The following is a 17,406-nucleotide window of genomic DNA, read 5'->3' as shown; positions in this document are numbered from 1 at the left end:
GATTATAAACATTTGAAGTTTCGTGCTAAACTTTCTTTTTTTTATGCTAAACTTAAAACAAAAGGCGGTATTTTATTTCATTATTAATTCCTTAAAAGGAGGAATGTATGCGCTCTCTTTATGTCAATAGAAGACCTAGCTTACTTGCCCAAATTACATTACTCATCACGATAGTTATTCTTGTTAGTACCGTCCTTGTATGCATTTTATTTTCTGCAATGGTAGATGAAATTGTCGAAAAATATGTAGGTAATCAAGCTATGACAGTAGCAAAATTAGCTTCTGAAGATAAAATTATTGTAAAAGCTTTTAAGAAGAAAAATCCTTCTGAGCACATCCAGCCTGTTGCTGAAAAAATAAGAAAAACCACAGGGGCAGATTACGTCACCATCGCTAATGATAAAGGAATACGCTATTCTCATCCCAATAGTAGTTACATCGGAAAACATACCAAAACAAGCAATGATGCTTCTTTAAAGAAGCATCAATCCATTATTTATAAAGGAAAAGGAGTTTCAGGATTTGCAATTAAAGCCAAAACCCCCATATGGGATAACCAAGGAAACGTAATAGGTGTTTCTTCGGTAGGGTTTCTTGTAAGCAATATAGAAAAACAGATTAATGATTATAGAATAAAAATTATTAAATTGTCCTGTATTCCTTTTCTTATTGGAGCATTTGGAGCTTTCTTTATTGCAAGGCGGGTAAAACGACTAATATTTGGACTGGAACCAGAGGAAATTTCCTTTCTTTTTGAAGAAAAAGAGGCTACCCTTGAATCTATTCGAGATGCTACTGTTACTGTAAATGTCGAAAAATATGTAACGTCGATGAATAGAAGGGCTAGAGAGCTCTTTGATAACCTTCATTTAGCAATAGGAGGAGAGATAAAGAACGTCCGTTTAGGACAGCTAATTGATCAAGCAATAGAAGAGCAATGCGTATATTCTAACCAATCTCTTCTACTAGATGGTCAGCAGTATATTTTAGATTTATCTCCTATTGTAAGAAAAAAAGAAGTGCAAGGTATCGTTCTTACCATAAGAACTTTATCACAAATTGAAGAATTGACTGAAGAGCTTTCTAAAATTAAAATGTTCTCTGATAATTTACGCGCTCAAAATCACGAATTTTTAAATAAGCTGAACGTGATTTACGGGTTATTAAGGTTAAAGAAATATGAGCATGTCATGCAAATGATTTCATCAGAGGTAAAGGAACGCCAAGATATTATTTCTTTTTTAATGTCTTCTGTGAAGGATCCTTTGATTGCTGCCTGCTTACTTGGGAAAATCAATCGCTCGAAAGAATTAGACGTCACTTTAGAAATTGATCAAGATAGTAACTTAACTAGTACTTTAGATATCGAAGATGCAAAAAACGTTGTTTCCATCTTGGGGAATTTAATTGATAATGCCCTCGAGGCTGTACGAGAACATAAAGGTCACGTATTGGTATCTTTTACAGATGTAGGAAACGACCTGATTTTTGAAGTTGAAGACGACGGACAAGGGATATCAAAAGAAGTAGAAAATATGATTTTTATAGACGGTTATACGACGAAAAAAGGTGAAAATCACGGGATTGGATTGACCATTGTTAAAAGATCCGTAGAGTTGCTTAAAGGCGAACTGTACATAGGCAAAAGCATGTTACAAGGGGCAAGGTTCACATTAGTTATCCCAAAACTATTAAATAACGAAAAGGAAGAATCGATATGACTGAAAATCAAATTAATGTCATGATTATAGAAGATGATTCTACAGCTGCACAAATTTATGAGCAGTTTACTAAGAAATTAGAACATTTCTCTATTGTTGCGACAGCAGGATCTGGAGAACAGGCTTTAGAATTACTAACAATATTTACGCCGCAATTAATTTTATTAGATGTCTTTTTGCCGGATATCAATGGAGTGGAACTGCTATGGGAAATTAGAAAGAACTATCGAGGGATCGACATTATTTTAATAACGGCAGCCAATGATGTTGAAACAGTAGGAGAAGCAATAAGAGGCGGAGCATTTGGTTATTTGGTGAAACCTGTAATTATTGATAAATTTTTATCTACCTTAAAACATTATCAGTCTACGAGAATAGAATTAACTGAAAATAAAATGATTAACCAAGACAAAATAGACCATTTATTTAGAACACATTATAATCGACGCAATCAATCAGCGGCTGCAGTAAAAGAATTTCCTAAAGGTATTGATAAACATACTCTTCGTTTAGTAAGAGATAAAGTTTGCAAAGTTCAGGAAAGCTTGAATGTAGATGAGTTTGCTCAATTAGTGGGTATCAGTTATTCAACAATGAGAAGGTATTTAGAGTATTTAGTATCGTGTAAGGAAATGCAGGTGGAAATAGTGTATGGAAGTGTAGGGAGGCCTGAACGGAAATATCGAGTAACGAATCTTTCATAAAAACGAGATAGCGGTTTTTTATCCGCTATCTCGTTTTTACGTAGAGATGATGCATGAAAAAAATGAAAAAAATTACTTTTATAAAAGATATTAAACTTATGTTGGTTATCTATGAACCTGCTTCAACAAGTGATACCTTTTTAGTAACGTGCAGCAAATAAAAATGAAAACGTTATCAAAAAGGAGGAAAAATATCTATGCTTTCTTTATTAGGCTTTTTAATGGTTGCAGTGTTCATGTATTTAATCATGTCAAAGCGACTTACCCCAATGGTTGCTCTTATCACTATTCCAATTATATTTGGTTTAATAGGCGGTTTTGCTAGTGGAATGGGACCTATGATGCTAGAGGGTGTAAAAGACATTGCGCCTACAGCTATTATGATTTTATTTGCTATTTTATATTTTGGGTTAATGATTGATTCAGGATTGTTTGACCCTCTTGTTTCATTCATTTTAAAGGTTGTAAAAGGAGATCCTCTAAAAATCGTTGTAGGAACTGCTGTGCTTTCAATGATGGTTGCTTTAGATGGGGATGGAACTACTACATATATGATAACGGTTTCTTCTTTGCTTCCGCTATATAAACGCTTAGAAATGAATCCACTTATCCTTGCAGGAGTTGCGATGCTATCTATGGGAGTTATGAATATGACTCCCTGGGGAGGTGCTTCTGCTATGGCTATGAGTTCATTAAATTTAGATTCGTCTCAGTTGTTTTTACCTTTAATACCTGTAATGGGTTTTGGACTTCTATGGGTGCTGATTGTTTCTTTTGTCCTTGGAAGAAGGGAGAGAAAAAGGTTAGGAGTTATCAATATTAAACATTCGGCAAATGAAATTGCACATGCACATGAAGTAGAGGGAACAGTGCAACATTCAGACTATCGACGTCCTAAGTTAGTATGGTTTAATTTTCTACTTACCGTTAGTCTTATGGTGTGCTTAATTATGGACTTTATGTCGCTGATGCTTTTGTTCATGGTAGCGTTCGCTATTGCATTATTAATAAATTATCCAAACATCAAAGATCAACAGCAGCGAATTTCATCTCATGCGAATAATGCGGTAGCCGTCGTTTCAATTGTTATTGCAGCAGGTATTTTTACAGGAATTATGTCTGGAACAAAGATGATTGATGCTATGGCCAATACGCTTATAGGCATAATCCCAGATGCAATGGGCCCTTTTTTGCCAGTTGTAGTAGCATTTTTAAGTGCACCATTTACATTTTTTATGTCTAATAATGCTTTTTATTTTGGTGTATTGCCGATTATTGCTCAAGCTGCCGAAAGTTATGGGATTAGCGCAGCTGAAATTGGAAGAGCTGCTATCTTAGGACAACCTGTTCACGTGATAAGTCCCTTGGTAGCAGCAGCTCACTTATTAATTGGAATGGTAGGAATTGAATTTAGTGATTTGCAACGATTTTTAATTAAGTGGGCGCTAGGGACTACGGCGGTGATGACACTAGCTGCATTAATTTTAGGCGTTATTTCCATTTAATAAAAAAAGACCCCTCGGGGTCTTTTTTTATACTCTTAAGTCGAACTAGACTGTTCGCTGCAGCTGCTTTTTTTAAAATAGAACTTATAAATTAAAAATCCGCATACAGCCACTACCGCTGCAATTAGAATATAAGTTTGTGCATCTGAGATAAAAGATTGAATGGACTTAAAGTTTCCGATTTGTCCTAGCCAAAGCATGGCAATATTCAAAGGAAAAATACCAAGAAATGTGAGCAGAGCAAACGGCATAGGTTTCACTTTAGATAGCCCTGAAAGGTAGGAAATGTAGTTGCCGAGCCCTAAAGGACGAGCAATCGCAATACTCCATAATCCGCATTTTTTAAACCATTTTTGTGATTTCTCAAACGCTTTTTTCTTTTTTGATAATTTTTTCTTTACTTTATCTTCTAATTTATAGCCTATCCCATACGGTATAAAGCTAAAAGCTGTATAAACGGCGCTTCCTGCAAGAGCGATTAATAATAATTTCACTATGTGCATGTTTAATAAGTATCCGTAGGTAAGGGTGAGAAGAGAACCAGGAAACGGCAGGGAGGAAGCCTCAATGGCCAGTCCGCTTAAAAGTCCCCAAATTCCAAATTGTTTCAGTAAGTCTGTTATGAAGTGTAGCATAAGATCGCCTCTTTTTCTGTGTCATAACATTCAAATACCCACCTATATGTTCAGAAAAACTTATAAGAGAAAAGAAAATAAAGGAAAAGTACGGGGTATGACAGAAAAAAACTTAGCTTGGACAAGGAAAAAGGAAAGAAGTGTACTTTATAGGTTCTACTCAAAATAAAATTATAGGAAAAAAATAATTGAGTTTAAATTTTTAAATAAACTACGACTTTTATTCATAGTTTTGGTTCCTTTTATTCAATTTACTTATAAAACCAACGGGTGTAAACTTGTTGTGTTGTGAAATAATCCATTATGTATATGTACTAAAAGGAATAGAATAAATCATTAAAAGCATAAATGAGTCCAACGGGCTCATTTATGCTTTTTTAGGTTATATCTATTCTATTGAGTTAATCAACGTTAGAATATAACTAGGCTATACATAAAAAAAGCCTCATATGCTATTTCTACTGTAAAGATAAATAGTATGATAAAAGAGCGTACAGATTAGAAGGGATGATACATATGGTGCAAACAGTAAATGAATTAATTAAACATCCGGTTTTTTATTTCTTTAACGAAATCTCAGCTATTCCTAGAGGATCTGGAAATGAAAAAGAAATTAGTAACTATTTAGTTTCTTTTGCAAGAGAAAGAAGCCTTGAGGTTATACAAGACGAAGCTTTAAATGTAATCATTAAAAAGCCGGCAGCTAAAGGATATGAACATGCTCCAGCCATCATTTTGCAAGGACATATGGACATGGTATGCGAGTTAAATAAAGGAACTGTCCATGATTTCGAAAAAGATCCGCTTCAACTGCGAATTGTGGAAGATATGCTTTATGCAGATGGTACTACGCTGGGAGCTGACAACGGGATTGCAGTTGCATATGCACTGGCTTTACTAGATGCTCAAAATATAGCTCACCCCTCTCTTGAAGTAGTCATTACTACTGAAGAAGAAACAACTATGGGCGGAGCTATTGCTGTAAATCCAGCTCACTTTGAAGGGAAAGTCTTTATTAATCTTGATACAGAAGAAGATGGAAAGCTGCTTGTGAGCAGCGCAGGCGGGGTAAAAGGTGTGCTTCGTATTCCTGTAAACTGGGAGCTGTCTTCCGATAAGTCAGAAACATACAGCTTAAGCATCGGTGGATTGCGCGGGGGACATTCCGGAATGGAAATTGATAAAGAAAGAGGAAATGCTAATAAATTGCTAGGGAGAATTTTACACGATTTACAGCAAGAGCTTCCCTATTCTTTAAGCAGCATTAGCGGAGGATTAAAATCAAATGCGATTCCCCGTGAATCAGAAGCAATTCTAACGATGGAGCCTTCTGAGGTAGGAAAGCTCGAAAATAAGGTTCGTGAGTGGAACGAAATAGTAAAGAACGAATTACAAGCGGCTGATCCTAGTGTGTATGTGAAAATGAACAAATCTTCTTCCGTTAAGAAATGTTTTACAAAAGAAACAACAGAACGAATTGTACAAGCCATTATGCTAACACCAAACGGCGTTCAAAGCATGAGCATGAATATCGAAGGATTGGTAGAATCTTCCACCAACTTAGGTGTGATCATGACGACAGAATCTGAAGTGGTTTTTCAAAATGAAATTCGCAGCTCGGTAAAAAGCTTAAAAGAAAAAATAGTAAGCCAAGTGCGCATACTTGCTCAGATGGTCGAAGGAACAGTTGAAACAAAAGGTAATTATCCTGAATGGGCGTACAACGGAGATTCAAAAATTCGTGAATTATGTAAAAAGGTTTACAAAAAAAAGTATGGAGAAGAGGCGGAGATCATCGCTATCCATGCTGGAATTGAATGCGGTATTTTCCTAGAAAAAATCCCTGGATTAGACGCCATTTCGCTTGGACCCGATATGTACGACGTTCATACACCTGATGAACATCTGAGCATTCCGTCTACTATTAAGACATGGGAATATTTGTTAGCGGTATTAAAAGAAGCAAATAAAATATAAAGTTATCAGCATCCCTATAATTTTAAAAAAAGAGCTTCTGTAAAGGAGCTCTTTTTCATTCGTCATTTATTAGATAATAAGCAGGGTGCCCTCAACGCAACAGGCAATCGAGAACATTTATGTAAGCGTTTTACAAATAAAGGTTTTAAAATGGCCCTAAAAGAGGTAAACAATTACTAAAACGATAGACAAATGAATTCAAAACAAGCTCTGCAACTAATAAATTAGTAGGGAGAGAATGTATATGAATGATAATAGTCTTATCAAAGATCCCTTTTTGGAAAAAGGAGAAATTGAATTTTTAGAATTAAAGAAAGAAGAAATACGTTATCTAAAGTTCGATCGGTTTTTAAAAGTCATTAAAGCACTTAATCAACGCAGTGATAAAGGCTATCAAAGTCTTATGCTTTCCGTTGATGGCTTTAAAAGTAATTCAAGAGAATTATATGAGATAGAGGAGTTTCGCAGATACGTAAATCTCTTAATTAATCAAGTTCCTCAAATGTTATTTTATATTCATGATAAAAATAAAATGACTAATCAAATTTTGAAGAGTTTATCAAACAATAGCAGTCAACAGGCATCTATAGATCCTAAAAAAGCACGTTTAATGATTGACGCCATACAGGAGCAAATAGAGAAAACAGAGGATAAAGAAATAAAGGAGGATCTTTCTGATTTCGTATGTAAAATACAGAGCTTTGTGAATCCGTATTAACAGCTTCCAATAGAAAAGTAGAATCCATATTATAAAAAAGTACGAGAACTCAAAGTTTCTCGTGCTTTTTTGTTGGAAAAACAGTAGAAAGAGAAAAGGATTATCAACATAGATTGATAAATAATAAATAATAATAGTAAAGCTTCATATTCTGCAGTGAAATAACAAGGAGGAATGAACATTGCATCATATTGAAATAAGAAGACCAAAAATAGAAGACCGCGCAGAACTCCACGAGCTTTTTAATGAAGTAATCACAGATACCTTTCATAAAGAGGGTCTATCTGAAATGGTGAACGATATACAAATAGAAATTGAAAGTAAAGAACAATATTTAAAAAGTGACCTTGATAGCGGTGGAAAACATCGATTCTTTTGGCTCGGAATAGATACGTGTACCAATAAAATTATTGGCTGTATTGAATATGGTCCTGTTAGTGAATTAATTACGGCGTGTACAAAAGGGAAGCTGCAAGGATGGATTGAAATCGGCACAGTTTTTGTTCATCCAAAATACCAAAGAAACGGGGTAGGAACACTGCTTGTACATATTATGCTGCTTACGCTTCAAAGCAGAGAAATTAAAAAAATCTGTTTGGACAGCGGATACAAGAATGCTCAGAACGTATGGAAAAAAACATTTGGAGAACCACATTATCTAGTAAAAGATTACTGGAGCAAAGGATATCATCACATGATTTGGAAAATAGAAACAGAACGTACACCTATAGTATTTAAATTCAGTCATAACGGATAATAAGATGTCTTCTAAAAAATAGCCGGCAGAAACGTACCGGCTATTTTTTACGGATTGAGCTGCTTGCATGTATGAGCAATTATAAATTAGAGTAGTTTATTAAATATAATACCTTGACTGTCATAGTAATATGATTTAAATTATACATAAAGAGGTGATACTTTGGTTTATGCAAAAATGTCTTCAGATTTACTTCGGGGACATACAGATACAATGATTCTAAAATTACTTCTCAGCGGCGATAAGTATGGTTATGAAATTAGTAAGCTTATTTATACCCGCTCTAAAGAGCAGTATGAATTAAAAGAAGCCACAATGTATTCAAGCTTGAAGCGTCTGGAAAAGGATGAACATATTCTTTCTTACTGGGGAGATGCCGTACAAGGCGGTCGCAGAAAATACTATAAAATTACAGAACAAGGAAAAAGCGTATATAAACAAAACAAAGAAAACTGGGAGCAAGCGAAAAAAATTATTGATTTGTTGCTGTAAGAAAGGATGTTATAAATGAACGAAAGAATAAAAAATCATGTGCATAACATTTTTGCTCCTTATCAGGATGTAAAAAACGTTCAAGATTTAGAAGAAGAACTATCTCAGAATTTGCAGGAAAAGTTTACAGACTACAAAGAAGACGGACACAGTGAGGAACAGGCTTATCATATGACAATCAATTCTATTGGTGATATCACTGAACTGATTGAATCAATGAATGTAGCCACAAAGGAATTGAAGCAAACCGTTCCTATGGATTTTTCAAAGACTGAGCTTACAAAATCTGATTTTCGTTCTGTATCGGTGTATAAAGGGAAATTTAATGCAAGTAATTTGAACGAATCTGATTTTAGCTACGCAGACCTTACAGAAAGCATGTTTAAAAGCAGTAATTTAACGAAAGCGATATTTCATCACGTTAATTTGACAGGCGTACAGTTTAAATGGGCAAATTTTAAACAGGCTAGTTTTAAAGATTGTATCTATGACAATACGTACTTTAAGCAATGTAATTTAACAGAGATTGTGTTTGACGAAGAAACATTTAACGGAACAATCTTTGAAGGAACATCATTAAAAAAATCCTCATTTCGCAACGCAACTTTGCTAAATGTACAGTTTCGAGGATCAGATTTAAAGAAATCCGATTTTGAAGGTGCAAAAATGGATAAATTGACATATAACTTTTTAAAAAGTGCCAAGATAGATCTTAGTAAAGTTACGATTATTTAAAGATAAAAAAGACCTCTCTGAAGGTCTCTTTTTTATGGACATATAACAATTCTTTTTAAGAGCGAGCAGGATAGTTTATTAGAGAGCTAGAACACATTCATAATACGAACGATTACGGCAACAAGCTGGATATGAGAAAAACATATTCGTATCTTTTAAATAATAATAAAGCTTTTATGACTTATGTGGAGGAGTATGGAAATGTCTATATATGAAATTTGGAATGAAGTGGATCTTTATATGAATAATAAGCTTATACAACCTGACCCCATTCTTGAGGAGGTATTGAAGGCAAATCAAAAGGCTGGACTACCTGCTATCGACGTCTCGCCTAGTCAAGGAAAGTTTCTGCATTTGTTAGCTTCACTAAAAGGAGCTAAACGCATTTTAGAAATTGGTACTCTTGGAGGGTACAGCACGATTTGGCTAGCTAGAGCTCTTCCCAAAGACGGACAGCTAATTACGCTCGAATTAAGCGCTCAGCATGCAGAAGTTGCAAGAGCTAATTTAAAAAGAGCGGGAGTAAGCCACTTAGTAGAAGTCATTGTCGGCCCCGGGCTTGATACATTAGCTGTATTAAAGGATAAGGGAACAGATCCTTTTGATCTTATCTTTATTGATGCTGACAAGCCGAATAACCCAAATTACTTAAAGTGGGCTCTAGAATTATCGAAAAAAGGAAGTCTGATTATTTGTGATAATGTTGTTCGTCAAGGGCATGTGGTGAATGCAGAAAGTGAAGATGAAAATGTAAAAGGAATTCGCCAATTTATGAATGCTCTGGCTCAAGAAAAACGAATCAGTGCCACGGCTATACAAACCGTTGGGAGCAAAGGGTATGATGGCTTTATTTTAGGAATTGTTGAATGATAGAACTCGTGTTACATATAAAGAGGTTGGGACAAAAGTAGTTTTGTTGAAGGAAAATCCGAACGATGAATTCAAATTCTTGATGGAGAATCTCGATTCATCGTTGGGTTTTTTTTACGGTGATAGTAAACGTAGATTTCATGCATGTATTCGTTTTTAGCTGTTCAGATCATGTATCCAATCCGTTCGTCTTTAGAGTGGATTGATGTCGTTATCTCCCAGCCTCTATTTAATTTGCGTCCAACTTATTTGTTATTTGTTTTTCGGTTAAAAAACTAATTAATTCTCGTACAGCAAATGAACTGTAACGTTCTTTTAACAGAATAATTCCAAGCTCCCACATCATTTCAGGATGTGCAATAGGTACGGTAATAATATTGGGATCTTTCACTTTGACATAAAGCGATTCCGGTAAAATAGCAATACCAAGTTCTGCCGCTGTTAATTCAATGATTAAATCCCATTGAGAGCTTGTATACGCTATTGAAGGCACAAAGCTTGATTTTAAAGCATCTTGGATTAACCGGTCGTGCAGCGTAAATTCTTCACTGAACATAATGAATTTTTCATGTTCCAATTCTTTCATCCAGACGGAAGAACGTTTCGCTAAAGGATGGTTTTTATGGGCGTATAAAAGGAACCTTTCCTTAACGAAAGGGTATACGTGAAAATGCCCATCATGACCGCTTGTGAGAGGAAGCATAACAATCCCCATATCTACACCAGCCTCTTCCACAAGCGCTTCAATTTTTTTTGCTCCAAATTCAATAAGCTCTAGAGATACTTTAGGGTATTGTTTATTAAATGCTTTTGCAATCTTCGGGAAAAACAAGGTCCCGATGAGCGGAGGGACTCCCATCTTGATTTGCCCGGTTTGCAAGTTCATTAAATCTCCCAACAAGTGAGGCATGTCTTTTAACACCGACAGAGCTTTAGTTGCCTGGTGATACACAACTTCTCCTGCATCAGTCAGCTTTAATTCTCTCGTCGAACGATCAAGAAGCTCAAATCCTAGTTCATTTTCTACTTTTTTGACGGCTTTACTTAAAGCCGTTTGTGACAAATGAACTTGTAGCGCTGCCTTTGTAAAATTTTTATGATTGGCTACCTCTATAAAGTATTCTAAGTCTCTGATTTCCATGTGAAACTCCATTTCTGCAAACTGCTTATCCTTTTTCTTTATTCTTTATTTTACCTATTAAATTATTTACTGTAAATGCGCTGATTAAAAAGGGAGAATTTATTCAATGAATAAAACAGGGAAAAAAATAAACTAAAGTTTCTGTCGAAGTTGATTGATAAAACGAATAATCTTTTTATAGAGAAACCTAGATTTTGCTATTAGCTGATGGGGAATATAAAGATTTTTGCATCTACGTTCGGGCAAAAATGCAAGACTTATCAAAATAACTGAAAGTCCAAAGGCTGCGGCTGTAATCTCTAGCCAAGAAAACATCATATCATTCCTCCTTTTACAAACCTATTAATAGAATATGTAAAAGTTTGAAAGGAGGTTGTACGATAGACCTATAACGAGCGGCGCTATGAAGCTCCCTCTAAAAATAAAATGACGCCAAAGAACGCAGGGCCTGTGCCACACGTTCTTTAACGTCATTTTATTTTCGCTCTTCAGCCTGATGCTCTTGTTTGTTTTGCTCAGTGAGACGTTTTTGATGAGCTTTTGTTTCTGCGCTTACGTGATTGGCATCATTCGGTTGATTCTTTTTTGAACCTCCTGCAGCGTTACTCATTAGACGACACCTCCAGTCCGGTTATGAAACATACCTATAGAATGTGTATATTTACAGACTTTATGCACTGCTATATTACTGCACACGAAAAAAACAAAGGGAGAGTCACTAAGACTGTTCCCTTTGCTTTTTTGCTAGGCGACTTTATCGGTGGTGATAATTTTGTTAATCCAGTCTTTTCCTTCTGTAAACCTTGTAACAAGCATCGCTGTTACTGTATTTCCCGTACTGTTTAAGAGCGTAGCAGGGGCGTCAATAATCGTTGAAATGACCGCAATAATAGGCAGGACTTCTGGAGAAAATCCGTAAATTGTAATGATTAACATTTCGCCAATCATACCGCCTCCAGGAATCGCTCCCATTACGGCTCCAACTAAAAAGGCTACGCCTAATATGCTCAAAATACTCGTAGCAGACGTCATATCTTTGCCAAACAAACTGAATAAGAAAACAATCTTTAGAATACCGCCGATAACAGAACCATCTTTATGCGTGTTTGCTCCTAGTGGAATCACCGTTTCAGCAATATCCAGCGGCACACCCATTTTCTTTGTTGCATCTAAATTGACTGGAATAGATGCAGCAGAAGAACAGGTAGCAATAGCGGTGATAGAAGGAGCAGCTGCATTTTTCCAAAACAGCTTAATTCCTGCTTTACCGCCAGCAATCCATGCATATAGCGTAAAGAAACCAAAATAGTAAACGATTGCAATTAATAAGTAAAGAATAAATGCTCTAGCGTACCCTTGTAAGATCTTTGGTCCAAGTTCTCCTACTACAGTAGCAAAATAGCATCCTAAACCAATTGGAGCATAGTACATCACAATTTTAACAACCTTCATCGATACTTCTTGACCCGAAGTCAGAAATTTCGCCATAAGCTGTCCTTTTTCACCAGCCATCGTTGTAGCAATACCGAAAATAACGGCAAAGACAATTAATTGTAAAATATGCTCTTTTGAAAATAACTGAACAAAATCAGGTACAGTAAATGTACTAACAAGCTGGGTTAAAAGGGTCATTTTTTCAGCTGTATTTTCACTGTCACCCATTAATTCTTTAATGGCAGAAGTATCTACGTTGTGCAGTGGATTATAAAGTGAGGCGCCTAAAAAGCCTAGAACGGCTGAAACAGCAGCAGTGGCGACAAACACAACGGCAATACCCAGCATAATTTTACCAAGACGTTTCATTTCGTTCATGTTTGCAATCGCCGAAGCAACACTAAAAAAGACAAGGGGAACGATAATCATGAACATTAGATTAAGAAACAAATCACCAAAGGGCTTTACGACTGCCACATCAGGCCCGATAGCATATCCTGCTATCCCGCCAATTAAAATAGCGAGAAGCAGAATAAGCGATGATCTGTACGTTTTAAATACACTTAAAACCATAGTTAGATTTCCTCCAAACAACAATAGCTTCTTTACTACGCAAGAACAGCTATCATTTGCTCATTGCATACGTAGTAACGACTGGCTTTACATCTTTACGCACCAAATCTTCGTATGTTTCTCGCTCTACAGCAAGACGAGCTTCTCCATTTTTCACAAATACAACAGCAGGGCGCGGAATACGGTTGTAATTGCTAGCCATTGAATAGTTGTAGGCACCTGTAGAGGATACTGCTAGTAAATCTCCTTGATTAACGCGCGGTAAATCAATATCCCAAATAAGCATATCTCCTGATTCACAGCATTTCCCCGCAATTGATACCGTTTCATCTTTTTTATCCGTCACTCTATTAGCCAAGACAGCTTCATGCTTTGCATCATAAAGGGCAGGACGAATATTGTCGGTCATACCGCCGTCAATTCCTACGTATTTACGTACACCTGGAATCTCCTTAGTTGAGCCAACTGTGTAAAGCGTTGTACCTGCTTCTCCTACGATGCTTCTTCCAGGCTCAATCCAGACTTCTGGAAGAGTATAATTTTGTTCAGTTAACGTGCGGCTTAGCTTTTCTGTCAGTGCATCTACATAATACTCAACTGGAAGAGGAGAGTCGCTTTCGGTATAACGAATACCAAAACCACCACCTACGTTTAAAACTTTTACTTCAAACTCCATTTTATCACGAATACTGAATAAGAAATCAGTTAAAATATCAATGGCGCGAGAAAAACCGTCTACTTCAAAAATTTGCGAACCAATATGACAATGAATGCCTAAAAGATCGTAGTAAGGCTTTTCTAATGCAGAACTTACCGCTTTCATAGCTTGGTCATTGGAAAGACCAAATCCAAACTTGGAGTCTTCCTGTCCGGTCATAATATACTCATGTGTGTGGGCTTCAATCCCTGGAGTAACACGCAGAAGAATAGATGCTTTCTGTTTGCGCTCAGCTGCTAAGGCATGCAGGACTTCAAGTTCGGTGAAGTTATCCACAACAAAACAGCCAATATTCGCATCAAGAGCCATTTCAATTTCTTCAATGGTTTTGTTATTTCCGTGAAAATGAATGCGTTCAGCTGGATATCCAGCTTCAAGCGCTGTGAACAATTCGCCTCCTGAGACCACGTCTAATGACATATCAAGCTTCGTTAAAAGGCTAGCCATTTCCATACAAAGAAACGCTTTCCCTGCATAGGCGATTTGATATGAAAATCCGCTTCTTTGAAAGGCTGAATGGAAGGCCTTGCATTTCGTCTCAATTAATTCTTGATCGTAGATGTATAGGGGAGTGCCGTATTGTTTTTTCAGTTCGACCGTATCGCACTGCCCAATTTCTAAATGATTGCTGCTGTTAATTTTACTCGTTCCATGTAAGTACATAATCCGTATCCCTCCATTTAAATCATTCAACTATAACTTTGATGGTCAGTAGAAAAACACAAAAAAGACCCGTGAAGTGATGTTCACGCGTCTTGGTTTCATAATAATAAAGTATTATTATATTCTAGGCATCAACATCTCTTCAATAGCTCTCCACAAACCAAATGGTTTGTGACAGCTCAGCATTTATTCAATACTGAACCAGTATATGAACACAATGGATGTTTATATACTTCGGCACGAAATCCCTTTTACTTATCTTCACAGACTCCATTAGTCTCCAATAAGTGACTCTTGATTTCATGCACCTCTATTCTCAGAGAGGAAAATTATATTTAAATGTAACTCCTATTATATTTCCTTTTCCTCCGTCTAGTCAATGAAAAATTAAGGCATAGGAATATCAAAGAAGATAAATAAAAAAGCTATGAAGCTTCCAGATAGTATCCAAGCAGCAAGAGCTGTCTTCTGATGAATCACTAAAAGTGAGAACGTGACAATATTGAAGAGAAAAGAACACAGCAGCGACCATCCATAATGATGAGTGATACTGTGATTAACATAAGCAATGAACTCAATCACAGTAAATAAAAGCGCCCACAAAAGAATCCACCACAGTCGGCCGCTTACATTCAGCGGCAGCCTTCCTAAAAATACCGGTATGACAAACGGATAAATAATTAAGGTTATTCCAAGGGAGACCATTAGGTGATCGGGTAGAAAAAGGTGATCAATACCAACAGGGTGAAATACCCATACACGGTGATGAAACAGCAGCACTTCATAAAGCAAATTTCCCGTGACCCAAAACAGCAAAGTAGGATAGTATTCTTGATATCTTCGCCACTTGCCAAATAGCAAACCAAGAATGATAAAAAATAATACAAATGAAGATTGCATACGCTCTCCTTAAAATAATAGTTATTTCTTTTTATTTACATATTATAGAAATTTTATTCTCTCTGCTTTTATTCAGAAACTATAATAGAAAAGCCGTAAGAAACAGCGTTAAAGACGTACTACCACTATTTATAGCTTTCTTCATCCTGCTATAATCTCCGTAAAGGAACTTTTAACACTTTTGTTTATGAGATGAAAGGAGCTATATGTTAAAGGCAGAAAGACGTAAAAATAAGCTCAAAATAGCTTCGCCTAGTATGTGACTTCTTTTTTTGCTATGCTAAAATTGCATACATATAGCATGAGAATACTAGAAGAAAGAAAAGGGTGTTTTGGTATGAAAACATACATCGTAGTTGGAGCGGGGATACTTGGAGCTTCTACAGCATATCATTTAGCAAAAGCAGGAGCAGATGTGACATTGATAGATCGCAAGGATGCTGGTCAAGCTACTGATGCAGCAGCAGGAATTGTTTGTCCATGGCTTTCGCAGCGTCGAAATAAAGCATGGTACCGCTTAGCAAAAGGCGGCGCCAAGTACTATCAAACATTAATTCAGCAATTAGAAGAAGATGGAGAGACGGATACGGGATATAAGCGAGTAGGAGCAATTAGCTTACATACTGATGACCAAAAGCTTAAAAAAATGGAAGAACGAGCATATAAGCGTCGGGAAGAAGCTCCTGAAATAGGCGAGATTACACGTTTATCAGCTAAAGAAACACAGGCTTTGTTTCCGGTTCTTTCCGAAGAATACAATTCAGTTCATATTAGCGGAGCCGCTCGCGTTAACGGAAGAGCTCTTCGAAATGCACTTGTGAATGCAGCGAAGAAAAACGGTGCAAAAACAATAGAAGGAAACGCAGAACTTCTTTATGAAAATAATCGAGTAACGGGCGTTTCCGTAAATGGACAAACCCTTCTAGCAAGTACAACAATCGTGACAGCAGGAGCGTGGGCAAATCAATTACTAGAGCCTCTTGGAGTGAAATTTTTAGCAAGCTTTCAAAAAGCGCAAATTGTCCACTTGCATCTTCCAGATTTAGATACCAAAGACTGGCCCGTTGTGATGCCTCCAAGCGACCAATATATTCTTTCGTTTGAACAAGGTCAAATTGTCATAGGAGCAACACATGAAAACGACACGGGTTATGACTTGAGAGTAACGGCTGGGGGGCTTCATGAAATTTTTTCAAAGGCCTTATCCATTGCTCCCGGCTTAACAGAAAGCACAGTCTTAGAAACAAGGGTAGGATTTCGACCATTTACTCCAGGCTTCTTGCCAGTCATTGGAGCTCTTCCGGCTTATGAAGGAATACTAGTAGCAAATGGTCTTGGGGCTTCAGGCTTAACGTCGGGCCCTTATCTTGGTTCAGAGCTTGCTAAATTAGCACTTGAAATGGAAATGGAAATTGATCTTAGCGACTATGATGTAAGAGGAGCTATCGAGTCTTAAGCAAACAGAATGAATGAAAACAAATAGAAGTTCGCAAACTATAACTACTATATGATGAAAGGAAGTAGATTGTTTGCGAAAGATTATGATAAGTGCAGCAGCAGCTTTTTTATTTATGAGCGCGACGCCTGTATTAGCGGAAAACAATCCTCAGCCAGAAACAAAAGACGTGCAGCTGACGTCTCAGCAAAAGCAGGAATTATCCGTTCTGTATAAAGAAATGCTAGCAAAAAAGAAAGAAATACTTTCAAAATATGTGGAGTACGGCGTGCTAAGCAAAACGGAGAGTCAAAACATTTCTTCACATATGGAAAATCGCTATCAGCATATGGAGAAAAATGGTTTTGTCCCGAAGCGTCACTGTCATAAAATGCATCATTCAAAGTAATTCTTATTCACATAAAAAA

The 17,406-nt window shown here is 36.6% G+C and carries 18 protein-coding genes and 1 riboswitch; of the genes, 11 read left to right on the top strand and 7 right to left on the bottom strand.

The window, feature by feature from the left end:
• The first annotated feature begins 107 nt into the window (after positions 1-107).
• The 3 genes from SB717_RS11675 (at position 108) to SB717_RS11665 (ending at position 3,930) form a co-directional block, all read left to right on the top strand.
• On the top strand, positions 108-1,721 hold the full coding sequence (locus tag SB717_RS11675) for an ATP-binding protein (protein WP_410903771.1): 1,614 nt from the start codon (positions 108-110) through the stop codon (positions 1,719-1,721).
• Positions 1,718-2,425, top strand: coding sequence for a response regulator (locus SB717_RS11670; RefSeq protein ID WP_410903770.1), 708 nt, complete (start codon positions 1,718-1,720; stop codon positions 2,423-2,425). The genes SB717_RS11675 and SB717_RS11670 overlap by 4 nt, the downstream gene beginning before the upstream one ends.
• Before the next feature lie 197 nt (positions 2,426-2,622).
• On the top strand, positions 2,623-3,930 hold the full coding sequence (locus SB717_RS11665; RefSeq protein WP_029714705.1) for a CitMHS family transporter: 1,308 nt from the start codon (positions 2,623-2,625) through the stop codon (positions 3,928-3,930).
• A 35-nt stretch (positions 3,931-3,965) separates the two neighbouring features.
• On the opposite strand, the gene SB717_RS11660 is transcribed toward SB717_RS11665, so the two are convergent.
• Entirely contained in the window at positions 3,966-4,565 is a 600-nt protein-coding gene (locus SB717_RS11660; protein WP_014460120.1) for a DedA family protein, read from the bottom strand.
• Positions 4,566-5,081: 516 nt separating this feature from the next.
• Here SB717_RS11660 and SB717_RS11655 point away from each other — a divergent pair.
• The 6 genes from SB717_RS11655 (at position 5,082) to SB717_RS11630 (ending at position 10,114) form a co-directional block, all read left to right on the top strand.
• On the top strand, positions 5,082-6,542 hold the full coding sequence (locus tag SB717_RS11655; RefSeq protein ID WP_410903769.1) for an aminoacyl-histidine dipeptidase: 1,461 nt from the start codon (positions 5,082-5,084) through the stop codon (positions 6,540-6,542).
• A 244-nt stretch (positions 6,543-6,786) separates the two neighbouring features.
• Positions 6,787-7,260 carry a hypothetical protein gene (locus SB717_RS11650; RefSeq protein ID WP_029714707.1) on the top strand — a complete coding sequence of 158 codons (474 nt, stop codon included), beginning with the start codon at positions 6,787-6,789 and terminating at the stop codon, positions 7,258-7,260.
• Between the two features lie 181 nt (positions 7,261-7,441).
• On the top strand, positions 7,442-8,017 hold the full coding sequence (locus tag SB717_RS11645; protein WP_410903768.1) for a GNAT family N-acetyltransferase: 576 nt from the start codon (positions 7,442-7,444) through the stop codon (positions 8,015-8,017).
• A gap of 162 nt (positions 8,018-8,179) precedes the next feature.
• Positions 8,180-8,509 (top strand): PadR family transcriptional regulator, encoded by a 330-nt coding sequence (locus tag SB717_RS11640; RefSeq protein WP_029714709.1) that lies wholly within the window; start codon positions 8,180-8,182, stop codon positions 8,507-8,509.
• A 15-nt stretch (positions 8,510-8,524) separates the two neighbouring features.
• The gene (locus SB717_RS11635; RefSeq protein WP_074681299.1) at positions 8,525-9,244 is read left to right on the top strand and encodes a pentapeptide repeat-containing protein; all 720 of its coding nucleotides are present in this window, start codon (positions 8,525-8,527) and stop codon (positions 9,242-9,244) included.
• Positions 9,245-9,427: 183 nt separating this feature from the next.
• On the top strand, positions 9,428-10,114 hold the full coding sequence (locus SB717_RS11630; RefSeq protein ID WP_182005418.1) for an O-methyltransferase: 687 nt from the start codon (positions 9,428-9,430) through the stop codon (positions 10,112-10,114).
• Between the two features lie 229 nt (positions 10,115-10,343).
• Here the strand turns inward: SB717_RS11630 and SB717_RS11625 are convergent, their stop codons facing one another.
• From SB717_RS11625 to SB717_RS11600, 6 genes are all read right to left on the bottom strand, one after another.
• Positions 10,344-11,255 carry a LysR family transcriptional regulator gene (locus SB717_RS11625; RefSeq protein WP_410903767.1) on the bottom strand — a complete coding sequence of 304 codons (912 nt, stop codon included), beginning with the start codon at positions 11,253-11,255 and terminating at the stop codon, positions 10,344-10,346.
• Between the two features lie 132 nt (positions 11,256-11,387).
• The gene (locus SB717_RS11620; RefSeq protein WP_071274565.1) at positions 11,388-11,573 is read right to left on the bottom strand and encodes a hypothetical protein; all 186 of its coding nucleotides are present in this window, start codon (positions 11,571-11,573) and stop codon (positions 11,388-11,390) included.
• 157 nt (positions 11,574-11,730) lie between these two features.
• Entirely contained in the window at positions 11,731-11,865 is a 135-nt protein-coding gene (locus SB717_RS11615; RefSeq protein ID WP_013057043.1) for a hypothetical protein, read from the bottom strand.
• A 134-nt stretch (positions 11,866-11,999) separates the two neighbouring features.
• Positions 12,000-13,262 (bottom strand): dicarboxylate/amino acid:cation symporter, encoded by a 1,263-nt coding sequence (locus SB717_RS11610; RefSeq protein ID WP_410903766.1) that lies wholly within the window; start codon positions 13,260-13,262, stop codon positions 12,000-12,002.
• A gap of 52 nt (positions 13,263-13,314) precedes the next feature.
• Entirely contained in the window at positions 13,315-14,643 is a 1,329-nt protein-coding gene (lysA, locus tag SB717_RS11605; RefSeq protein WP_098623115.1) for a diaminopimelate decarboxylase, read from the bottom strand.
• A 138-nt stretch (positions 14,644-14,781) separates the two neighbouring features.
• A riboswitch (Lysine riboswitch) is annotated at positions 14,782-14,964 on the bottom strand.
• Between the two features lie 66 nt (positions 14,965-15,030).
• On the bottom strand, positions 15,031-15,543 hold the full coding sequence (locus SB717_RS11600) for a CBO0543 family protein (RefSeq protein WP_029714716.1): 513 nt from the start codon (positions 15,541-15,543) through the stop codon (positions 15,031-15,033).
• A gap of 337 nt (positions 15,544-15,880) precedes the next feature.
• On the opposite strand from SB717_RS11600, the gene SB717_RS11595 reads away from it, so the two are divergent.
• A complete protein-coding gene (locus SB717_RS11595; RefSeq protein ID WP_074681287.1) occupies positions 15,881-16,999 on the top strand; it encodes an NAD(P)/FAD-dependent oxidoreductase in 1,119 nt (372 codons plus the stop codon).
• 73 nt (positions 17,000-17,072) lie between these two features.
• The gene (locus SB717_RS11590) at positions 17,073-17,387 is read left to right on the top strand and encodes a YckD family protein (protein ID WP_013057048.1); all 315 of its coding nucleotides are present in this window, start codon (positions 17,073-17,075) and stop codon (positions 17,385-17,387) included.
• The last annotated feature ends 19 nt before the right edge of the window (positions 17,388-17,406 follow it).

This window comes from Priestia sp. SIMBA_032, assembly GCF_046535215.1.
GTDB classification, from domain to species: domain Bacteria; phylum Bacillota; class Bacilli; order Bacillales; family Bacillaceae_H; genus Priestia; species Priestia aryabhattai.
Note: the sequence above shows the minus strand (reverse complement) of the source record. Positions and strands in the feature narration are given on the sequence as shown.